Source organism: Streptomyces bacillaris (assembly GCF_003268675.1).
Classification (GTDB): Bacteria; Actinomycetota; Actinomycetes; order Streptomycetales; family Streptomycetaceae; genus Streptomyces; species Streptomyces bacillaris.
Window position 1 is genome coordinate 2,048,025 of sequence record NZ_CP029378.1, and the last position, 19,478, is coordinate 2,067,502.

At 71.4% G+C, this 19,478-nt stretch carries 20 protein-coding genes and 1 pseudogene; 8 read left to right on the forward strand and 13 right to left on the reverse strand.

The window, feature by feature from the left end; genetic code table 11:
• Nucleotides 1-72: 72 nt before the first annotated feature.
• Both DJ476_RS08260 and DJ476_RS08265 read right to left on the reverse strand, forming a co-directional pair.
• A complete protein-coding gene (locus DJ476_RS08260; protein WP_112490196.1) occupies nt 73-1,146 on the reverse strand; it encodes a FecCD family ABC transporter permease in 1,074 nt (357 codons plus the stop codon).
• On the reverse strand, nt 1,143-2,207 hold the full coding sequence (locus tag DJ476_RS08265; RefSeq protein WP_112490197.1) for a FecCD family ABC transporter permease: 1,065 nt from the start codon (nt 2,205-2,207) through the stop codon (nt 1,143-1,145). Before DJ476_RS08265 ends, DJ476_RS08260 begins: the two co-directional genes overlap by 4 nt.
• 235 nt (nt 2,208-2,442) lie before the next feature.
• Here DJ476_RS08265 and DJ476_RS08270 point away from each other — a divergent pair, with 235 nt between their 5' ends.
• Entirely contained in the window at nt 2,443-3,006 is a 564-nt protein-coding gene (locus DJ476_RS08270) for an MSMEG_1061 family FMN-dependent PPOX-type flavoprotein (RefSeq protein ID WP_103421522.1), read from the forward strand.
• A gap of 69 nt (nt 3,007-3,075) precedes the next feature.
• On the opposite strand, the gene DJ476_RS08275 is transcribed toward DJ476_RS08270, so the two are convergent.
• The 3 genes from DJ476_RS08275 to DJ476_RS08285 all read right to left on the reverse strand — a co-directional run bounded on the left by DJ476_RS08275 (nt 3,076) and on the right by DJ476_RS08285 (nt 5,623).
• Nucleotides 3,076-4,599 (reverse strand): catalase, encoded by a 1,524-nt coding sequence (locus DJ476_RS08275; protein WP_112490198.1) that lies wholly within the window; start codon nt 4,597-4,599, stop codon nt 3,076-3,078.
• Nucleotides 4,600-4,740: 141 nt separating this feature from the next.
• On the reverse strand, nt 4,741-5,007 hold the full coding sequence (locus DJ476_RS08280) for a GlsB/YeaQ/YmgE family stress response membrane protein (protein WP_103421520.1): 267 nt from the start codon (nt 5,005-5,007) through the stop codon (nt 4,741-4,743).
• Between the two features lie 208 nt (nt 5,008-5,215).
• Nucleotides 5,216-5,623, reverse strand: a complete 408-nt coding sequence (locus DJ476_RS08285) for a RidA family protein (RefSeq protein ID WP_103421519.1) — start codon at nt 5,621-5,623, stop codon at nt 5,216-5,218.
• Nucleotides 5,624-5,733: 110 nt separating this feature from the next.
• Between DJ476_RS08285 and DJ476_RS08290 the strand changes: the two genes are divergently transcribed.
• The 5 genes from DJ476_RS08290 (at nt 5,734) to DJ476_RS08310 (ending at nt 8,543) form a co-directional block, all read left to right on the forward strand.
• Entirely contained in the window at nt 5,734-6,114 is a 381-nt protein-coding gene (locus tag DJ476_RS08290; protein WP_103421518.1) for a winged helix-turn-helix transcriptional regulator, read from the forward strand.
• 124 nt (nt 6,115-6,238) lie between these two features.
• Nucleotides 6,239-6,703: a hypothetical protein gene (locus DJ476_RS08295; RefSeq protein ID WP_112490199.1), complete on the forward strand. Its 465-nt coding sequence runs from the start codon at nt 6,239-6,241 to the stop codon at nt 6,701-6,703.
• Between the two features lie 61 nt (nt 6,704-6,764).
• Nucleotides 6,765-7,391, forward strand: a complete 627-nt coding sequence (locus DJ476_RS08300; protein ID WP_112490200.1) for a GNAT family N-acetyltransferase — start codon at nt 6,765-6,767, stop codon at nt 7,389-7,391.
• Between the two features lie 230 nt (nt 7,392-7,621).
• On the forward strand, nt 7,622-8,236 hold the full coding sequence (locus DJ476_RS08305; RefSeq protein ID WP_103421515.1) for a hypothetical protein: 615 nt from the start codon (nt 7,622-7,624) through the stop codon (nt 8,234-8,236).
• Nucleotides 8,237-8,330: 94 nt separating this feature from the next.
• Nucleotides 8,331-8,543, forward strand: coding sequence for a hypothetical protein (locus tag DJ476_RS08310; protein ID WP_103421514.1), 213 nt, complete (start codon nt 8,331-8,333; stop codon nt 8,541-8,543).
• Nucleotides 8,544-8,596: 53 nt separating this feature from the next.
• Here DJ476_RS08310 and DJ476_RS08315 read toward each other — a convergent pair whose 3' ends face one another.
• Nucleotides 8,597-9,592, reverse strand: coding sequence for an NAD(P)/FAD-dependent oxidoreductase (locus DJ476_RS08315; RefSeq protein WP_103421513.1), 996 nt, complete (start codon nt 9,590-9,592; stop codon nt 8,597-8,599).
• Nucleotides 9,593-9,669: 77 nt separating this feature from the next.
• Nucleotides 9,670-10,083 carry an ATP-binding protein gene (locus DJ476_RS08320; RefSeq protein ID WP_112490201.1) on the reverse strand — a complete coding sequence of 138 codons (414 nt, stop codon included), beginning with the start codon at nt 10,081-10,083 and terminating at the stop codon, nt 9,670-9,672.
• 111 nt (nt 10,084-10,194) lie between these two features.
• On the opposite strand from DJ476_RS08320, the pseudogene DJ476_RS08325 reads away from it, so the two are divergent.
• Together DJ476_RS08325 and DJ476_RS35460 are read left to right on the forward strand one after the other, a co-directional pair.
• A pseudogene (locus DJ476_RS08325) lies at nt 10,195-10,935 on the forward strand (helix-turn-helix domain-containing protein); the annotation flags it as partial.
• A gap of 89 nt (nt 10,936-11,024) precedes the next feature.
• A complete protein-coding gene (locus DJ476_RS35460; protein ID WP_103421510.1) occupies nt 11,025-11,294 on the forward strand; it encodes a DUF397 domain-containing protein in 270 nt (89 codons plus the stop codon).
• 77 nt (nt 11,295-11,371) lie between these two features.
• Here DJ476_RS35460 and DJ476_RS08335 read toward each other — a convergent pair whose 3' ends face one another.
• The 6 genes from DJ476_RS08335 to DJ476_RS08360 form a co-directional block, all read right to left on the reverse strand.
• Nucleotides 11,372-11,614 carry a hypothetical protein gene (locus DJ476_RS08335; protein WP_103421509.1) on the reverse strand — a complete coding sequence of 81 codons (243 nt, stop codon included), beginning with the start codon at nt 11,612-11,614 and terminating at the stop codon, nt 11,372-11,374.
• Nucleotides 11,615-11,789: 175 nt separating this feature from the next.
• Nucleotides 11,790-12,695, reverse strand: a complete 906-nt coding sequence (locus tag DJ476_RS08340; protein ID WP_112490202.1) for an AraC family transcriptional regulator — start codon at nt 12,693-12,695, stop codon at nt 11,790-11,792.
• A gap of 198 nt (nt 12,696-12,893) precedes the next feature.
• Entirely contained in the window at nt 12,894-13,127 is a 234-nt protein-coding gene (locus DJ476_RS08345; RefSeq protein WP_019766964.1) for a hypothetical protein, read from the reverse strand.
• A gap of 275 nt (nt 13,128-13,402) precedes the next feature.
• Nucleotides 13,403-14,791, reverse strand: coding sequence for a hypothetical protein (locus tag DJ476_RS08350; protein WP_103421507.1), 1,389 nt, complete (start codon nt 14,789-14,791; stop codon nt 13,403-13,405).
• A 58-nt stretch (nt 14,792-14,849) separates the two neighbouring features.
• Entirely contained in the window at nt 14,850-17,951 is a 3,102-nt protein-coding gene (locus DJ476_RS08355; protein WP_112490203.1) for a glycoside hydrolase family 3 N-terminal domain-containing protein, read from the reverse strand.
• Nucleotides 17,952-18,032: 81 nt separating this feature from the next.
• Complete coding sequence (locus DJ476_RS08360) at nt 18,033-19,445, reverse strand: GH1 family beta-glucosidase (protein WP_112490204.1); 1,413 nt, start codon at nt 19,443-19,445, stop codon at nt 18,033-18,035.
• Between the last annotated feature and the right edge of the window lie 33 nt (nt 19,446-19,478).

Consider the following 19,478-nt stretch of genomic DNA (forward strand, 5'->3'; position numbering starts at 1 on the left):
TCCTGCGTCTCGTCGTTCTTCTCGTACACCGCGTTCTTCCCGTGCACCGCGTTCTTCCCGTACGCCGTCATCTCAGCCCCCGCTCCCCACGCGGTTGGCGCGGGCCAGGAGGAGGAGCAGGTACGGGGCGCCGATGATGCTGGTGACCACGCCCACCGGCAGCTGGACGGAGGGCAGCAGGTGCTGGGCCGCGAAGTCCGCGACGAGGACCAGCAGCGCGCCGGTCAGGGCCGCGTGGGGCAGGGCGGCGCCCCGGCCCGGGACCAGCCGGCGGGCGATCGGCGCGGCGACGAAGGCCACGAACCCGACGGGCCCGGCCGCCGCCGTGGCGACCCCCGCCAGGGCCGTGGCGCACCCGAGCAGGGCGAGGCGGCCCGTCTCCACCTTCGTGCCGAGTCCGGCGGCGGCGTCGTCCCCGAGCTGGAGGGGGCGCAGGGCGTGCGCGGCGAGGGCGGTGAGCGGGACGAGGAGGGCGAGCGCCCCGGCCATCGGCCAGAACTGGTTCCAGGAGCGCCCGTTGAGGCTGCCCGCCAGCCAGCGGAAGGCCTCCTGCGCGTCGGTGACGTCGGAGCGGGCCATCACGTACCAGACGACGCTGGAGAGCCCCATGCCGACGCCGATCCCGACGAGGACGAGGCGCTGTCCGGCGACGCCCTGCCGCCAGGCGAGCAGATAGATGGCGGCCCCGGCGGCGATCGAACCGGCCAGGGCGCTCGCGGAGAGGGCGAGTCCGCTGACCTGGAAGAGGAGTGCGGCGGTGACGGCGACGGCGCTGGCCCCGGCGCTGATGCCGATGAGGTCGGGGCTGGCGAGCGGGTTGCGCAGCACGGTCTGGAAGACGCCGCCGGAGAGCCCGAACGCGGCGCCGACGAGGACGGCGAGGAGGGCGCGGGGCAGCCGCAGCTCCAGGACGACGAACTGCGAGCCGCCGTCGCCGCCCCCGAGGAGGGTGTCGACGACCTTCCCGATCGGCATGACCATGTCCCCGACGCTGAGGGAGAGGCCGAAGCCGGCGACCGCGGCGACGAGCAGGGCGGTGGCGACGGTGACGGACCGCCGCCGCCCCCGGCCCCGTACGGCGGCGACCTCGCGTACGGCGGCGGCGAGCCGGTCCTTCTCCGTGGACACGGCGGTGGGCCCGCTCACAGTTCCACCAGCTTCCTGCGCCGGACCAGCCAGATGAAGGGGATGCAGCCGACGGCGGCGGTGATCACGCCGACCTGCACCTCGCCGGGCGGGGCGATCACGCGGCCGATGATGTCCGCGACGAGCAGCATGATCGGGGCGAGGACCATGCTGTACGGGAGCACCCAGCGGTAGTCGGGCCCGGTGATCAGCCGGGCGGCGTGCGGTACGGCGAGGCCGACGAAGCCGATGGGCCCGGCGACGACGGTGGCGGCGCCGCAGAGGATCACCACGGCGAGGGCGGAGACCATCCGGGCCCGCCCGACCCGCTGGCCCAGGCCGCGCGCGAGGTCGTCGCCGAGGGAGAGGGCGTTGAGCTGCGGCCCGAGCGAGAAGGCGAGGACGGTCCCGACGAGGATGAACGGGGAGACCTGCCAGAGCACCTCGGAGGAGCGGGCGGTCAGCGCCCCGAGCTGCCAGAACCGGAACTGGTCGTAGCTGCCCCGGTCCTGGAGCAGGATCGCGCTGGTGATCGAGGTGAGAACGGCGGCGGTCGCGGCCCCCGCGAGGGCCAGCTTCACGGGCGTCGCCCCCTCCCGTCCCAGCGAGCCGACCCCGTAGACGAGAAGAGCGGCGAGCAGCGCGCCGAGGAAGCCGAACCAGATGAACTGGGTGGCGACGGTGAAGCCGAGCAGCGTGATGGAGCAGACGACGGCGACGGAGGCGCCCGCGTTGATGCCGAGGAGCTGGGGGTCGGCCAGGGGGTTACGGGCGACGCCCTGCATGACGGTCCCCGCGAGCCCGAGGGCCGCACCGGCGAGCAGCCCGGCGACGGTGCGCGGGATGCGGACCTCCTGGATGACCAGCTGGCCCTTGACGGTGAGGTCGGGGTCGAAGACGCCGGGCAGCACATCGCGGAACGGCACGTCCCCGGAGCCGATGGCGAGGCTGGCCACCACGGCGAGCAGCAGCACGCCGAGGGAGGCGAGGAGCCCGAGGGCGAGGACGGGCCGGCTCCGCCGGGGCCGCGCCTCCTTCTTCTGCGGCCTGCGCTGCGCGGCCGTGAGGGTCGAGCCGCTCACAGCCCGGCCACCGGGACGGCGGCCCCCGGAATGCGGTGGTGCACGGTGTCTCACCCTTGTTCATCGGCGCGTACGGGCAGGGCTCGGGGCGGCCAGCGGCAGAACGCTTCGTTCCGCCCCGGGCAGGGAACATTTCACCCCGGACGGGGGACATGAGGGGGCCCAAAGTAAGGTCACCCTAACAGCGCCGGTCCGCCCCCACACCGCCGCACCCCCACGATCCCGGAGCCTTTCCTTGTCGTACGCCGCCGAGACCGCCGCCCCCACCTCCGGACCGCCGGCCGGGGCCGTACCCCTGGGCTCGGCGGAGGAACTGCGCGAGATCCTGGGCACCCCGCACCCGGTCGTCATCGACAAGGTCCACGACCGGCTCACCGACGACGACGTGGCCCTGCTGGCCCGCTCCCCGTTCTGCGTCCTCTCCACCTCCGACGCCGCGGGCAACTGCGACGCCACCCCGCGCGGCGACGGCCCCGGCTTCACCCATGTCCTGGACCGCGGCACCCTGGCCCTCCCCGACCGCCCGGGCAACCGCCGCGCGGACAGCTTCCACAACATCCTGTCCAACCCGCACGTGGGCCTGCTCTACCTGATACCCGGCGCGATGGACGTCCTCCGCGTCAACGGCCGCGCCCGCATCCTCACCGACGCCCCGTTCTTCGACGCGATGACCCTGAAGGGCCGCCGCCCCCAGCTCGCCCTGGTCGTCGAGATCGACGAGATCTTCCGCCACTGCCCGAACGCCCTGCGCCGGTCGGGGGTGTGGGCGCCGGAGACGTGGGAGGGGGCGGGGGGCTGACCGTCTCCTGGGCACGCGAAAGGCCCCCGCCCCGTGTCGACGGGGTGGGGGCCACGCACTGCTCCCGGTTCAGGCCTTGCGCTGCATGGAGCTGCGGGCCGGGTTGGCCTGTTCGGCGGCCTTCGGGTCCTTCTCGTCGGCCTTCGCCCGGACGCCCTCCTGGATGCGCTTGCCGAGGGTGGCGTCGATGTTCGACCAGTACGTGAAGGCCCGCTGGAGCACCGGCTCGGTCACCCCGTTGAGGAGGTGGCCGACCACGTTGTCCACCAGCCGGTCCCGGGCCGCGTCGTCCAGGACCTCGCGGACCATCGTGCCCGCCTGGCCCCAGTCGTCGTCCTCGGCGTGGTCGACGTAGGCCGCCCGGGTGATGTCCCCGTCGGCGTACCAGCTCGGCGGGGTGCCGTAGCGCTCGGTGTCGGCCGCCGGGCCGCCCTTGGAGTTGGGGGCGTAGACCGGGTCTGAGGTCTTCCGGTACGCCATCGCCCCGTCCTTGGAGTACGTGTGCACCGGGGCGACCGGGGCGTTGACGGGCAGCTGCTGGTAGTTGCCGCCGATGCGGTGGCGGTGCGCGTCGGCGTAGGAGAACAGCCGCGCCAGGAGCATCCGGTCCGGGCTCGGGCCGATGCCGGGGACGAAGTTGTTCGGCTGGAAGGCCGCCTGCTCGATCTCGGCGTGGTTGTCCGTGGGGTTGCGGTCCAGCGTCATCCGGCCGACCTCGATCAGCGGGTAGTCGCCGTGCGGCCACACCTTGGTCAGGTCGAAGGGGTTGAACCGGTAGTCCGCGGCCTCCTCGTACGGCATGATCTGGACCTTCAGCGTCCAGCTCGGGAAGTCGCCGTCGCGGATGTGCTCGAAGAGATCACGCGTGTGGTAGTCGGTGTCCGCCGCCGCCATCTGGTCGGCCTCGTGCTGCGTGAACGTCTCGATGCCCTGGTCGGTCTTGAAGTGGTACTTCACCCAGAACCGCTGGCCCTCGGCGTTGATCCACATGTACGTGTGCGAGGTGTAGCCGTTCATGTGGCGCCAGGTGCGCGGGATGCCCCGGTCCCCCAACAGCCAGGTGACCTGGTGGGCCGACTCCGGCGAGAGCGTCCAGAAGTCCCACTGCATGTCGTGGTCGCGGAGGTTGTTGTCCGCCCGGCGTTTCTGGGACCGGATGAAGTGCTGGAACTTCATCGGGTCCTTCACGAAGAACACGGGGGTGTTGTTGCCCACCATGTCGTAGTTGCCCTCGGTGGTGTAGAACTTCACCGCGAAGCCGCGCGGGTCCCGCCAGGTGTCCGGGCTGCCCCGCTCCCCCGCCACGGTGGAGAACCGGACGACCAGGTCGGTCGTGGTGCCCGGCTGGAAGAGCGCCGCCTTCGTGTACGCGGACACGTCCGCGGTCACCTCGAACTTCCCGAACGCTCCGCTGCCCTTGGCGTGCGGCTGGCGTTCGGGGATGCGTTCGCGGTTGAACTGGGCCATCTGCTCGATCAGGTACGAGTCCTGGAGCAGGATCGGTCCGCCCGGGCCGACGGTGAGCGAATGCTCGTCGCTCTCCACCGGGGCGCCGGAGTCGGAGGTGGTCGGCTTGCGCGAGATGTCGGTCATGTCGTCGTTTCCTCTTGTCGGTCTTCGCCGGCGTGTCGGCATCGGCATCGGCTCCTGCCACGGCTGCCCTGTCGGCCCTCTGCCAATGTAGGCAGACCGGGACGAATCGACCCGTCGAGGAGAAGGCCCCGCCAGGCCGTGTCAGCGGGTCCGCTGACCCGAGACCAGGCGGTAGAGCAGCAGGATGATCACCGAACCGACGACGGCCGCGATCCACGTCGACAGGCTGAAGAATCCGTCGATCGAGTCGACGCCGAAGATCACCTTGCCCAGCCAGCCGCCGAGCAGCCCGCCCACGATGCCGATGACCATCGTCAGGAGACAGCCGCCCGGGTCCTTGCCCGGCATCAGCGCCTTGGCGATGGCGCCCGCGAACAGGCCGATGAGGATCCAGGCGATGATGCTCACGAGAGTCTCCTTCTCCGTTGCCGACGTACCGACACCCCTGTGGTGCCTGGCACCCTCCGCGTATCCCCTCAGCGGCACCTCACACCTGGGCCTGTCCCCGACCGTCACCCCCGTGCCCCTCATTCGGCGCGGTGCGTTACGCCGGACGGGCCCCTCCCGCGTCTCCGGTGGCGGGGCGGGAGGGGAGCCGTGCCGGGGCCGCCCCTCCTCAGGCCAGGACCGCCGTCGCCTCGATCTCCACCAGGTGCTCCGGTACGTCCAGGGCCGCGACGCCCACCAGCGTGCCCGGCGGGACCGGGGTGACGCCCAGCTTCGCCGCCGCCCGGGCCGCGCCCTCCAGGAACAGCGGCAGCTTGTCGGGCGTCCAGTCGACGACGTACACGGTCAGCTTCGCCACGTCGTCGAACGAGCCGCCGGCCGCGGCCAGCGCCGTCCCGATGTTCAGGTAGCACTGCTCGACCTGGGCGACGAGGTCGCCCGCACCGACCGTGGTGCCGTCGGCGTCCCAGGCGACCTGCCCGGCGACGAAGACGAGCCGGGATCCGGTCGCGACCGAGACCTGCCGGTAGGCACCGATCTTCGGCAGTCCTTCGGGGTCCAACAGAGTGATGGCCATGTCCGACGTCTCCTCGTGCAGCGTTCTACGGTCACTTGTGGTTACTCAGGAACCGTAGGAGAGTCAGCCCTGACGTGGAAGAACGCACTTTCCGGTGACGGAGGAACCTCATGGTGACCAAGCAGTTCAGCGGCTCGCCCGACGAGGCGGACCTGCGCCGAGCGGACTCCCTGGCGCGGGAGATCTTCTCGGACGTCGCCAACAAATGGGCGCTCCTGATCATCGAGGCCCTCGGGGACCGCACCCTGCGCTTCAGCGAGGTACTGAAGGAGGTCGACGGCATCAGCCACAAGATGCTCACCCAGAACCTGCGCATGCTGGAGCGCAACGGCCTGGTCGAGCGGACCGTGTACCCGACGGTCCCGCCGAAGGTCGAGTACACCCTCACCGAGCCGGGCCAAGGCCTGCGGGGGACGGTCCACCGCATGTGCGACTGGACGCAGCAGTATCTGGGCCACATCGAGGAGGCCCGCGACCGCTTCCCGGGCTGAGGACCATGGGACCGGCGACGAGACCGGCCACGGGACCGGGGACGCCAACCGGTGCGGTGGTTCGATCATGTGATGGGGCGTCGGAGGCAACGCCCGGGCCCCCGCGCGCGTCTCCACAGGCGTGATGGATTTCCTGGAACCGTCCGCCGGCGGATTCGCGGACGACGACGAAGTGGCCGTGCGCCCCGGCCCCTGGTGGCGCCACACGCTGTGGGTGGTGGCCGTCACCGCCCTCGGGGTGGGTCTGGGCTGGGCCGGTTCGCTGTTCCGCCTCGGCCCCGACGACTACGGGCTGCTCGCCGCCGCCTCGGGTTCGCCCTGGGCCTACCTCGCCGTCTGGGCCGCCACCGGCCTGGCGGCGGCCGGTGTGCTGCGGGCGACGGCGGCGCGGGTGCCGATCCCCTCCCCCGGCACCATCTCCGTGATCCTCCTCGTCATCGGCACCCGCCTCTCCCTGGGCTGGCGCCCGGAGGCCCTGGAGGTCGCGGCCATGGCGGCGGGCGCGCTGGTGCTGGCGGGCATCTGGTCGGCCATCGCCCTGCGCGCCAACTCCGGTACGCGAGAGGCGGAAGGCTCCGGGGCGGCCTGACGGGCACTCTGCCCCACCCCCGCCCCCGACGCTCAAGATCATCGGGTGCAGAATGGCCTTTATGCCGATATCGAACGTTCCACGTACGGCTACGGCCGACGACGCCCCGGACATCAGCCGCACGCTCGCCCTCGCCTTCGACGACGACCCGATGATGCGCTGGTTCTTTCCCGAAGACGCTTCCCGTGAGGCGGCGTTGGGCCGCTACTTCACCACGCTCTTCACCCGGCAGTACGTCCACCACGGCGTGTGCGAGCGCACGGGGGCGGCTGCCGCGTTCTGGGTGGCGCCGGAGGCACAGGCCAAGGCCGTCCCGGACGCGGAGACCATCCAGGAGCTACGGAACATCCTGGGCGACCGGGCCGGGCTCTTCCGGGACGCCGTGGAGACGGCCGCCCGCCACACGCCCCAGGAACCCCACTGGTCCCTGGCGCTGATCGGCGCCGACCCCGCCGCCCAGGGCCAGGGACACGGGTCCCGGCTGCTCCGCTCGGGGCTGGCCAAGGCCGACGCGGCCGGGCAGCCCGTCTATCTGGAGTCCTCCAAGGCCTCCAACCTCCCGGTCTACGAGCACTTCGGCTTCACCGTGCGCGAGGAGTTCGCCCTGCCGGGCGACGGCGCCCCGACCCTCTGGGGCATGTGGCGCGACCCGCGCGACTCCCACGGCCTTCGCGACCCGCGCGACTGAGAGGACGTACACCGCACGGTTCTCGTCCAGGAATCGGACATTCCCGGACGAGAACCGGACGGAGATCGCCCGGCCCGGAACGCCCCGCCCCCTCCAGCACGTCTCCCCTCACAGGAGACACTCAGGACAACCTGAACAGCACAGCAAGAACAGCACAGCCAGGACGGCAGCAAGGCGCACCAGGGCAGCAGGGCAAGCGAAGCAGCGAAGAAACGGGGGATCGAGGCACCATGGCCAGGCCAGGACCCGGACGTGTCATCGCCGCGGGCGTCACCGCGACGGCGGCCCTGCTCGCACTCATCCACCTGCCGCCCCACATCCAGCCGTCCCCGCCCCGTACGACACCGTCCGCGAGCACCGCCGACACCACCGAACTGGCCCGGCTCGCCACGGACTACCTCCAGCAGCGGGCCGACATGCTCACGACCGCCCGGCCGACGGTGGAAGCGGCGAGCGGGAGCCTGCGGGCCACCCCCGCCATGGCCGCCCGCGCCCGCAGCGAGCTGACAGCACTGGCGGAGAAGGGCCGGCAGTACGAAGGCGTCGACGGCGGCTATACCAGGGCACGGGTCGACGTCGAAGTCACCGGCGCGGACGTCACCGACCGTACGGCCACGCTCCGGCTCACCGACCACACCCGCCTCTACTTCTCGTCCACCCCGCAGCAGACCGAGGGCGACGCCCCGGATTGCGAGGAGTCGGCGCTCCCTCGCACGATGACGTTCGCCCGTGGGGCCGACGGCGGCTGGCTGCTCTCCTCCGACCGGGCCGAGGTGACCGGCGGGCCCCTGCCGACGACGGAGGTGGCCGAGGTGATCCACGCGGGCGGCCACCCGGCCCACTGAGTACGCCGACTCCCCCACCCTGAGTACGAGCCCCCTGCGCCGCCCGTCCCCGGCCGTGCGAGAGTTCACCCCGCGGGGCCGGGGAGGGCTCCGCATGATGGTCGTCGACATACGCGATGGGGTGGGGCAGGCCGTGGATCTCTTCGATGCGGAGTTGGGCGGCGGGCGGGACGAGCCCGAGGCGGGCGAGGGGCGCGGCTGCTCCACGGCCACGCTGGTGACCGTCGGGATCTTCCTGCTGCTGGCGGTGCTGATCCACACGTTCTTCGGGTGGGTGGGGGACCTGTTCTCCGCCGTGTTCTCGTAGGAGTTCCCGCAGAACCCGCGAGAGTTCCGGCAGGGACAGGCCCCTCGGTCGCGTCAGCCGCGCCGCCGCTCCTCCACCGCGATCCGGGTGTCCTCCGCGATCAGGTCGCCGTTGATCGCGGCGCCCGCCATCAGACCGGCCGCGGCGGCGCCGATGACCTGTTCGGTGAGGCGGGTGACGTTGCCCGCGGCCCAGACCCCGGGGACCTCCGTCGCGCCGACCGGGTCGGTGGGGACGTACGTACCGATCACCTCACCGCCCATCTCCTGCGGGACCGCCGCCAGGCCGAGCGACTCCAGCACGGCCGAGCGGGCGGTGAAACGGGCCTGCACCACGACGGCCTCGCGCGGGATCACCCGGCCGCCCGCCAGACGTACGCCGGTGAGCCGGTCGTCCGTGACCTCCAGCCCCTCCACTTCGCCGTCCACCACGGCCACCCCGCGCGCGGCGAGCTGCTCGTACTCCTCGTCCGTCGGCTCCGGGCCCGTGTGGCGGAAGAGGGTGACGTCGTCGCTCCACTGCCGCCACATCAGCGCCTGATGTACGGCGAGGGGGCCGACGGACAGCACCCCGACCGGGCGGTCCGCCACCTCGCGCCCGTGGCAGTACGGGCAGTGCAGCACCTCCCGCCCCCAGCGCTCCGCCAGCCCCGGTACGGGCGGCAGCTCGTCCACGAGCCCCGTCGTCACCAGGAGCCTGCGCGCCTCCACCGAGGAGCCGTCCTCCAGCGCGACGCGGAAGCCGCCGTCCTCCGGCAGCCGCTCGGCCGAGGCCACCCGGCCCCCGGCGATCTCCCCGCCGTACCCGGTCACCTCGCCCCGGCCGATCGCCAGCAGCTCCCCGGGCGGGGTCGACTCCCGGCCCAGGTAGTTGTGGACATGCGACGCGGGCGCGTTACGGGGCTCCCCCGCGTCGATCACCAGCACCGAGCGCCGGGCCCGCGCCAGGGTGAGCGCCCCGCTGAGCCCGGCCGCCCCGCCGCCCACGACCACCACGTCGTACCGCCGCCGCTGTGCCTGCCGCTGTTCCATGTCGTTCCTGCCCTCCATGCGGATCACCTCCATGTGGTGCCGATGGTGCGCGCGGCCCGGCAGGAACGACAAACCTCATTGCCGGAACGGCAAACTCACCCGAGCGTGAACTCGCACCACACGATCTTGCCGGGGTTCCGCTCCGCCACGCCCCACTTGTCCGCCAGCGCGGAGACCAGAAGCAGCCCCCGGCCGCCCTCCTCCTCCACACCGGGCAGCCCGTCCGCCATCCGCACCTCGCCGTCACCGCTGTCGTGCAGCTCGATCCGGAGCGCCGCCTCCAGCCGCTCCAGAGAGATCTTGACCCGGAATCCGCGCCCCGGCGGAACGCCGTGCCGGAGGGCGTTGGTCGCCAGCTCGGTCACGCAGAGCAGCATGTCGTAGGCGCGTTCCTCGCACCCCCACTCGATCAGCGCCTTGCGGGTGAACTTACGTACGACCGGGACCGAGCTGCGGTCGCGGCAGTAGAAGTTCGTGCGGAGGTAGGGGGGTTGGGTTGTCTCGTTCATGCCTTCACGCTCACACACCGTGACTAGGGTGGAGCAGAGCGGAGGGTCGTACATCGCATCTGTACGACTCTTGACGGGTCGAAGTGGCACGAGGCCGGGGAGAGCCATCGCATGCAACCAGGAAAGCGAAACAGGCGAGTCAGTTCGTGGCATGTCATCGGGGCACAGCTCGCCCACTTCCGCAAACAGGCGGGGCTGACGCAGCCGGCTCTGGCCGAGCAGCTAGGCGTAGGCGAGGACACCATCGCCTCCATCGAGCAGGGGCGCCGGTCGCTCAAGCTGGACTTCGCCATCGAGCTGGACGAACTGCTCGGAACCAAGGGCGCGTTAGAGGTAGCGGTAACGAAGGTCCCGAAGAAAGAGCGGTATCTGGTGCTCTCCCAGGATTACGTGGACTACGAGCAAGACGCGGTGAGCCTGTTCTGGTACGAGACTCAGCTCATTCCAGGGATCCTCCAGACGGAGGCGTACGCGCGTCTCGTTTTCTCCTGCCACTACCCGCCCCTGGAAGCGGACGTGATCGAGGAGCGAGTCGCCATACGGCTCGACCGACAGAAGCTGCTGGAACGGAAGCCTCGGCCGATCCTGCACTTCATCCTCGAAGAGAGCATCCTGTACAGCGAATTGGGCGACCCCGAAACCACGCGTGACCAGCTTCTCCACCTGCGGCGCTGCATGGATCTGCCGTTCGTCACCATTCAGATCATGCCGCGGAAGACTCCCAAACACGCTGGTCTCGCAGGGCCACTGGTCCTGCTGGAGACGCAGGATCACGATCAACTCGCGTACGCCGAAATGCACCTGCGAGCCGAGCTGTACGACGATCCAGCCCACGTCAGCGCCCTCATGCAGAAATATGGGATGCTGCGTTCCCAGGCGCTCACCGTTGAGAAGAGCGTCCGGCTACTCGACGCACTGCTCGCCGCTCTGCTTGGAGAGACATGTCCCGCGCAGCACACCTGGCCCCAGGCCGCACCACCCTCCACTGGTTCAAGTCCAGCCACAGCAGCGACCAGGGCGGCGCCTGCATCGAAGTCGCCTACGACTGGCACAAGTCCAGCTACAGCAACGGTGACGGCGGCAACTGCATCGAAGTCGCCGCCCACCCCGCCGCCGTCCACATCCGCGACTCCAAGGTGACCGACGGGCCCGTCCTCACCGTCGAGCCCGCCGCCTGGGGCGCCTTCGTGCGGAGCGGCACCGCTCTCTGACGCACACCACCGCGCCCGCCCCGCCCCCGGCATCTCGGCCGGAAGCGGGGCGGTTCTCATGAGCGGCGCGGCACGGCCTAGTACCGCACCCACAGCTCGTACACGCCCGGCTGCGCCGCGAACGGCTGACAGATGAAGAGCGGGCTCCATATGTGGGCGGCGGCACCGACCGCCCCGGCGGCCCGGCAGTCCGCCTGGGACGCGTAGTGGCCGCGGATGGTGTAGCCGCCGCCCACGGCCGACACGGTGGAGGCGGCGCCGAGGGCCATCGCGGCCGCCGCCACAGCGGTGACCGCGATGGTGGTGATACGTCTGCGCATGTCGGTAACTCCGTTTCCAGTCGACGCACATGACTGTGCACCAATGAAGGGGTAGAGCCGATCCGATCGGCGCGCGCCGCCGAGAGAAGCTAGCGAGCGGCGAGCCCGCGCACAATAGGTCTAGACCAATAAGACCTCGCATATGCCCCTTGGCCGTGAACATGCGCATCGCCGACTAGCGGCCCGGCTCGCGCTCCAGCCGCTCCACCCGCTCCACCGGGATCCACAGCTCCGCCGCCGCACGCCTCCCCTCCTCGTACAACCGCACGCTCAGGATCTCCGGGCCGGGCCGGGAGGCGTACGGGTTCGAGGGGAACCACTGGGTGAAGACGTCCCGCCAGAGGTACTGGAGGGCCTGCGGGAACTCCCCGTCGTTCGTGAAGACCGCCCAGGCACCGGCCGGTACGGGCAGGGAGTCCAAGCCCTCCTCCGTGCCCTCGTCCGAGGGCTCCGGGCCCGTCACCACGCCGTGGTAGTAGTCGAGTTCGGTGCCCTCCGCCCGGCTCGGGTCGAGCTGGTCGCTCACGCCGACCAGCCCGGCCGGCTCCTGGTCGGAGAGGGCCGCGATGCGCTCCAGCTCCTCCCGCCCGATAGAGCGGATGAACTCCGCGATGGCCGGATTCGGCCCCTCATGGATCAGGGGTACGCGGGCCCTCCTCCCCACCACCCGGAACTCCCCCTTCTCCACCAGCCTGTAGTTCATGGCACTGCTCCCTTCGACGACGAGCCGGAAGGTCAGGCGTTGCTGGGACCGCAGAACCGCGCCGGTCCGCCGGGCCTCGCCGGGGCCGATGCCGTGCACGGCCCGGAACGCGCGGGCAAAGCCCTCCCCCGTGTCGTAGCCGTAGCGCACGGCCACCTCCAGGAGCGTGCGGTCGGGGTGCCCGAGGACCTCGGCGCCCGCGACGGTCATCCGGCGTCGGCGGATGTACTCCGCCAGCGGGACGCCCGCCAGTGCGGAGAACATCCGGCGGAAGTGGTACTCCGAGGTCGTCGCGGTCCGCGCGAGGTCCGCGACCTCGATGCGCTCACCGAGGTGCGACTCGATGTACTCCATGGCCTCGTTCAGTCGTTCCAGCAACCTTGCCTCCTGTTTCTCCTGCCTTCCTCCGTCCGTCCACCGTAGGAAGCGGCCGGGCTGCCGGACCCGACCGTTCCGCGCCCGGATCGGTCGGGGTCGTGGCCCCCGGCTCCCGTACGTGACCGGGCGGGCATGCGAAAGGGCGGCCCACCGGATCTTCCCGGTGGGCCGCCCTTTCGTGTGCCGGTGGTCGTCGGCTCAGCTGAAACGGGCCTCGGAGAGGGTCGTGGTCACCGTGCCGGCGGTGGAGGAGGCCGTGTCCGCCGCACCGTCGACCACCTTGCCGAGGTCCCCGATCTGGTCCAGCGCACCCAGGCTGACCGGCGGCTCGGCCGCGTGGGCGGTGTCCCCGCCTCCGGGGTGCGGGGAGATCGCGGCGATGACCGCTCCGGTGGCGAGAGTGACGACGGCGAGAACGCTTCGCTTCTTCATGCCGTGTCCAACGGCTCAGCCCCCGGAAAGGGCACGCCCCGAATTTCCGGGGACGCCGACCGCGGGTTTCCGGAGGTGCCGACCGCGGGCTCACCAGACCACGACGCTTCCGTCCGCCCGGCGCACCTCCCCCGCCGCCGGCACCGTGCAAGAAGCGCCGACGAGGAGCACGCCCGGGTGCCCAGCGTCTCTCACTCAGCTTCAGGGACGGGTACCCGTCCCCCGGCCGTCACCGAGGCCGGGGCGCCGGGGGGCAGGCTCCAGCAGGCCGGGCGTCAGAACCCGCCGCCGTCGAATCCGCCGCCGAAGCCACCGCCGTCACCGAACCCGCCGCCGTCCCCGAAGCCACCGCCGAAGCCGGAGGAGTCGAAGTCGGAGCCGGAGAAGTCGCCGCCGCCCCATTCGCCGCCCGCGCCGAAGTCACCGCCGCCGTACTCGGAGGCGTACGCCGGGGTGGCGAGCATGGAGCCGAGCATGGTGCCCATCAGGAGGGCCGGGAGGAGGCCTCCGGCGAAGTAGCCACCGGCCCAGGGGCCGTAGGCCGGGCCCGCCTCCCAGTACGGGCGGCGGTTGCCGTCGCCCACGTCGACCATGCGGCTCATGGGGTCCTCGCCCCGGCTCAGGCGTACCTCGTCCGCCGCGCAGACCGGGACCTCGCGGGGCGCGCCGCCGGAGGGGGTCCAGCGGACGTCGGCCACCGAGGGGCCGTGGCGCGGGTCGAAGAAGCAGGGCGGGCGGCGGGCCGGGATCTCCTTGCCGGTGCGGCGGGCCTCCAGGACGGCGAGGGAGAAGCGGCCGTCCTCCAGGGCCTGGGTCACCCCGCGCACGTCGGAGGGGTGCTCGGCCTTGGCCATCTTCGTCTTGGCGGTCTCGTAGGAGTCCAGGGCGCGTTCGTAGTCGCCGCGCATGGTGTCGTCGGCGCCCGGTTCGGCGGGGTGGAAGTCCAGGCGCTCCAGGGTCTCGCCGTACGCGGTGATGTCCTCGTCCACCACGACCCGGAGCTTGTCGAGGGCGATGCGCTCCTCTTCCTCCTTTCGGCGCTTGTTGCGGCGGGAGACCGCGTACGCGCCCGCGCCGCCCGCCGCCACCAGGGCGCCGAGCGTGATCAGGCCGCCGACCGGGGCTCCGGAGTCGTCGGCCGTGCCGCCTCCGGTGCCGGACCAGGAGGTGGGGGCGGTGCCCCGGGCCTGTTCGACGGCGCGGTCGACGAAGGCGTTGAGCTGGGAGGTGGCGTCGGTGGCGGTGGCCGGGTTCTTGACCGAGGCGGTCAGGTTGTCGACCGCCCGCGTGGGCATGACCTGCGGGTCCGCGCCCGCGTTGAAGCCGTCGCCGAGGCGTATCGCGTAGACGCCGGTGATGCCGGTGTCGCTGCGCAGGGTTGCAAGGAGGCCTTCCTCGGGGAAGGCCTCGGTGTCGGGCAGGACGGCGACGAAGACCGGCTTGTCGGCGTCCAGGATCTTGGCTTCCAGGGCCTTCTCGTCAGCGACGGAGAGCTGATCGCGGGCGCCCGGGTCCACATAGACCGGGTCCTCGCGCAGGGCCTGGGCGGCGTCGTTGATCGTCGCGGCCGGGGCCGCCGACGCAGGGGAGGTCAGGGCGAGTGCAGCCGCTGCGATGATGAGCAGCAGGCCCGCCAACAGCGTGGGGAAGAGCCTTTTCCTCATACTTAACGCTACTCCAGGCGGGCGACGAATGCCGTCGCCCGCCCGGAGAGCGGGGTGCCTACGCGGCTCGGTAGGCCGTGCGCAGCTTGGCCACCGCGCCCGTCAGGTCACCCTTGAGCAGCAGGTGGTCCGCCTCCGCGAAGGGCTTGGAGACACTCTGCGTGAACTTCCCGTTGATCTTCTGCTGGACCAGCAGCCGCGCCTGGTCCACGATGGCCTTGCCCGCCGGGGTCTTGCCCAGCTTCGCCTTCTGCGCCACCTGGGCGGCGACGGCGAGGGCGGCGAGGGTCAGCTCGCCTCCGGCCGGGGGCTTGTTCAGGGTCGTCAGGCCCCAGCCGTACGGGAACTGCGGGTCGTACGCCGTGTCCCCGACGTTGATCGGAAGCTGCGCCTCCGACTTCGGCCAGGTCACCGGGAGCTGTCCGGTGAAGGGGCGCTTGCCGTAGAGCACGTCGGCCACGCCGTCGCCCTCGGAGCCCGGCAGCCAGGAGGCGACCAGCGCGTCCATGTCCCCGAGCTGGTCCCCGATGAGCTGCGGGCGGCCCGAGACGATGAGGACTGCGCACTTCATGGCCGCGCAGACCTTCTCGACGGCGGCCTTGTCGGCGGCGGTCAGCTCCAGGTCGTGGCCGTTGCCGACGTCACCGATGCCTTCGGCGTACGGGGTCTCCCCGACGACCACCACGCCCACGTCGTGACCGTCCGTGGCGGCCGAGGCGTCCTTCGAGTACGTGACGGAGTCGGGGTTCTTCGCCGCCTTCTTCATCCCCTCCAGGATCGTGGTGCCGGGAGTGATCTTGCCGGAGGAGCCCTGCCAGCTGATCGTCCAGCCGCCGGCCTGGTTGCCGATGTCGTCGGCGTTGGACCCGGCGACGTACACCTTCTGGTTCGGCTTGAGGGGCAGGACCGCTCCGTCGTTCTTCAGGAGCACCTGCGACTTCGCCACCGCCTCGCGCGCCACCGCGCGGTGTGCGGCCGAGCCGACCTTGTCCAGGTGGGTGCTGTCCGCGTACGGCTTCTCGAAGAGGCCGAGGCGGAACTTCTGGGTGAGGATGCGGGAGACCGCGTCGTCGATCCGGGCCTCGCTGATCCGGCCCGCCGTTACCTCGTCCTTCAGGGTCTTGGTGAACTCCTGGTACGCGGTCGGGACCATGATCATGTCGAGTCCGGCGTTGACCGACGTACGGACGTCGCTCGGGTAGTCGCCGGGGATCTGGTCGATGGCCTGCCAGTCGCTGATGACGAAGCCCTCGAAGCCCATCCGGTCCTTGAGGACACCGTTGATCATCTCGCCGTGGGCGTGCATCTTCACCGGGCCCTCGCCGTCACCGATGATGTCGAGCGAGGAGTACGACGGCATGATCGTGCCCACGCCCCGCTTGACCGACTCCGCGAACGGCGACAGGTGCACCGCCTCCAGCTCCTGGCGGGTGACCTTGGTGATGCCCTGGTCGGTCGTGTACGAGCCGGTGGTGGAGGAGCCGTACTCGGTGCCGCCGTCCCCGACGAAGTGCTTGGCGCTGCCGAGGACCTTGTCGTTGCGGTGCAGGTCCTTGCCGGACGGGTGGCCCTGCATGCCCTGGATGACCGTCTCCATGGCCTCGACCAGCGCCGGGTCCTCACCGAACGCCTCGTAGGAGCGGCCCCAGCGCTCGTCGCGCGTGACGCAGACGCAAGGGGCGAAGTCCCACGGGATGCCGGTGGCCCGGACCTCCTTCGCGGTGATCGCACCCGTCTTCTCGGCGCTCTTCGGGTCGCGGCCCGCGCCGATGCCGATGTTGTGCGGCATGATCGTCGCGCCGACCACGTTGTTGTGGCCGTGCACCGCGTCCACGCCGTAGATCAGCGGGATCTGGAAGCGGGTGGCCTGGGCGCGGAGCTGGTAGGCGTCGACCATCTTGGCCCAGGCGGCTGCCGTGTTGGGGGTCGGGACCGAGCCGCCGCCGGAGAGCAGCGAGCCGAGGTCGTACGCGGCGATGTCGCCGGGGGTGCGGAGCGCGTTGCGTTCGGCCTGGGTCATCTGACCGGCCTTCTCCGCGAGGGACATCCGGCCCAGCAGGTCCGCGACCCGCTGCTTCACGGGCAGCTTGGCGTTCTGGTACGGGAGTCCGTGGGCGTCGATGACGACCTGCGGGTGCTCCGCCGGGGCCTTGGCGCCGGTGACGGTCAGCTCCAGCGGGATCGTCTTCGCCTCGGCGGGCTTGGACGCCTTCGCCGTGCGGACGGTCACCTTGTGGCTGGTCCCGGAGGCGGTGCCGGCGGGGAAGGTGTGGGTGCCGCTGACCGGGGTGTAGTCCTTGCCCGCGACCGCCGTGCCGCCCTGGGTGGCGTACGTGACGGTGATCGGCTCCTCGGTGGGGACGGAGCCGGTGGTGGCGACGGAGAGGGTGAGGTCCGCGCTGCCGCCGTTCTTCACGGGGTGCACGGCCGCGTCGGTCACCACGCTCGCGGTCAGCGCCGGGTCGGCCTTGCCGTACAGCTCGACGGCGTCCAGGGCGAAGGCCCCGGGGGCGCCGGGCGGCATGGTGAAGGCGTACCCCCACATCTCGTTGAGACCCAGGATCTGGTCGATGCCGCCGACGGGCTGGTAGTCGGCCCGGTAGACGAAGTCCGCGAACGGGATCTCGACGAGCTGCCAGCCCTCCCAGTCGTCGGTGAAGGAGGTGGTCCACAGCTCGGAGGCGCCGCCGTTCGCCCCGCCGTCCTTGATCTCGAAGTGGATGCGCTTGCCCGAACCGGGCGGCAGGGGCGCGGTGTTCTGGCCGTACCACCAGAAGCGGACGCCCTTGTGGGCGGTCCAGTCCTGGGGCGGGGTGTCCACGGCGAACTCGTGGCTGAACCCGCCGTACGCGCTTATGTCGTAGGAGCCTTCGAGGACCTTTTCGCCCTCGGGGGCGTCGGCGCGCTCGGCCAGCTTCAGCTGCGGGTGGTCGGTGGCGTTGCCGCCCCAGGTGAAGATGGCGTCGGCGGGCGGGGTGTTGCCGAGCGGGACCTCGCCCTCGAAACGGTCGATGAGGACGGGGGCCGGTTCGTCGTCGGGGGCCGCCTGGCTGGGCGCGGCTCCGGCGAGCAGGGTGGCCAGGACCGCGGCGGCGGCCAGGACGGCGGTCGCGGGTCTGCTCCGGCCCTTGCGGGGGCGGAGGCGCGGGGTGCGATACATGAGTTTTGGGAGCGCTCTCTTTTTGGGGTCGGATGGGTCGTCGGAAAGAAGGAATGCGTGTCGCGGGAAAGGGCCTGCGGGTTACCGCTGCTCGTCCCGGGTGAGCCGGATCGTGTCGCGGTACCACTTGGCGCTGTCCTTGAGCGTGCGGGTCTGCGTGGCGTAGTCGACCCGGACGATGCCGAACCGCTTGTCGTAGCCGTACGCCCACTCGAAGTTGTCCATCAGCGACCAGGCGAAGTAGCCCCGGACGTCGGCCCCTTGGGCGCGGGCGGCGACGACGGCGTCGATGTGGTCCGCGAGGTAGGCGGTGCGGTCGGCGTCGGGGACGGAGCCGTCCTCGGCCACGGCGTCGTCGAAGGCGGCACCGTTCTCGGTGATGACGGTCGGGAGTCCGTAGTCACGCTCCAACCGTACGAGCAGATCGGCGAGTTCGGTAGGAGTGATCTCCCAGTCCATCGCCGTACGGGGCAGCTCCCGCTCCACCACCCGGACGACGGGCAGCCCATCGGCGTCGGTCGGTGATCCGTCCTCGGTGACCCCGGAGAACTGCATCCCCCGGTAGAAGTTGACGCCGAGAACGTCGAGCGGGGTGGAGATCGCCGCCAAGTCGCCTTCCTGCAACGGGAGTTCCACGCCCTGGGCGGCCAGGTCCGCGACGACGTCCGCCGGGTAGCGGCCGTGCGTGATCGGGTCCAGGTAGAGGCGGGTGCCCATGCCGTCGGCGCGGCGGCACGCCTCCCGGTCCGCCTCGCTCGGCGTCTCGGGTGTGGCGGTGCCCAGGTTGAGGGTGATGCCCAGCTCCAGGGGGTTGCTCCCCGCCGCCTCCCGCAGCGCCCGGGCCGCCAGTCCATGGCCCAGGAGCAGATGGTGGACGGCGTGCATCGAGGCGCCGAAATCCTTGCGGCCGGGGGCGTGGACGCCGTACGCGTAACCGAGCATCGCCGAGCACCAGGGCTCGTTGAGCGTGGTCCAGTGCTCGACCCGGTCGCCGAGGGCCTCGTACGCGAGGGAGGCGTACTCCGCGAAGCGCAGGGCCGTGTCCCGTGCGGGCCAGCCGCCCGCGTCCTCCAACTCCTGCGGCAGGTCCCAGTGGTAGAGAGTGATCCACGGGGTGACGCCCCGCCCGTGGAGTTCGTCGACCAGCCGCTTGTAGAAGTCCAGCCCCTTCGCGTTCGCCGGGCCCCGGCCGCCCGGCTGGATGCGGGGCCAGGCGAGCGAGAAGCGGTACGTGTCGACGCCGAGGCCCGCGATCAGCTCCACGTCCTCGGGCATCCGGTGGTAGTGGTCGCAGGCCACATCCCCGTTCTCACCGCCCTCGACCGCGCCGGGCACCCGGCAGAAGGTGTCCCAGATGGAGGGGGTGCGGCCGTCCTCGGCGGCGGCTCCCTCGATCTGGTACGCGGAGGTGGCGACGCCCCAGCGGAAGCCGGCCGGGAGTCCGCGTACCGCGGTGGGACGGAGGAGGCGCTGCGGGCTGGTGGCGAGGTTCATCCGGTCTCCGTACGTAGGAGGGGAAGGGCCTGG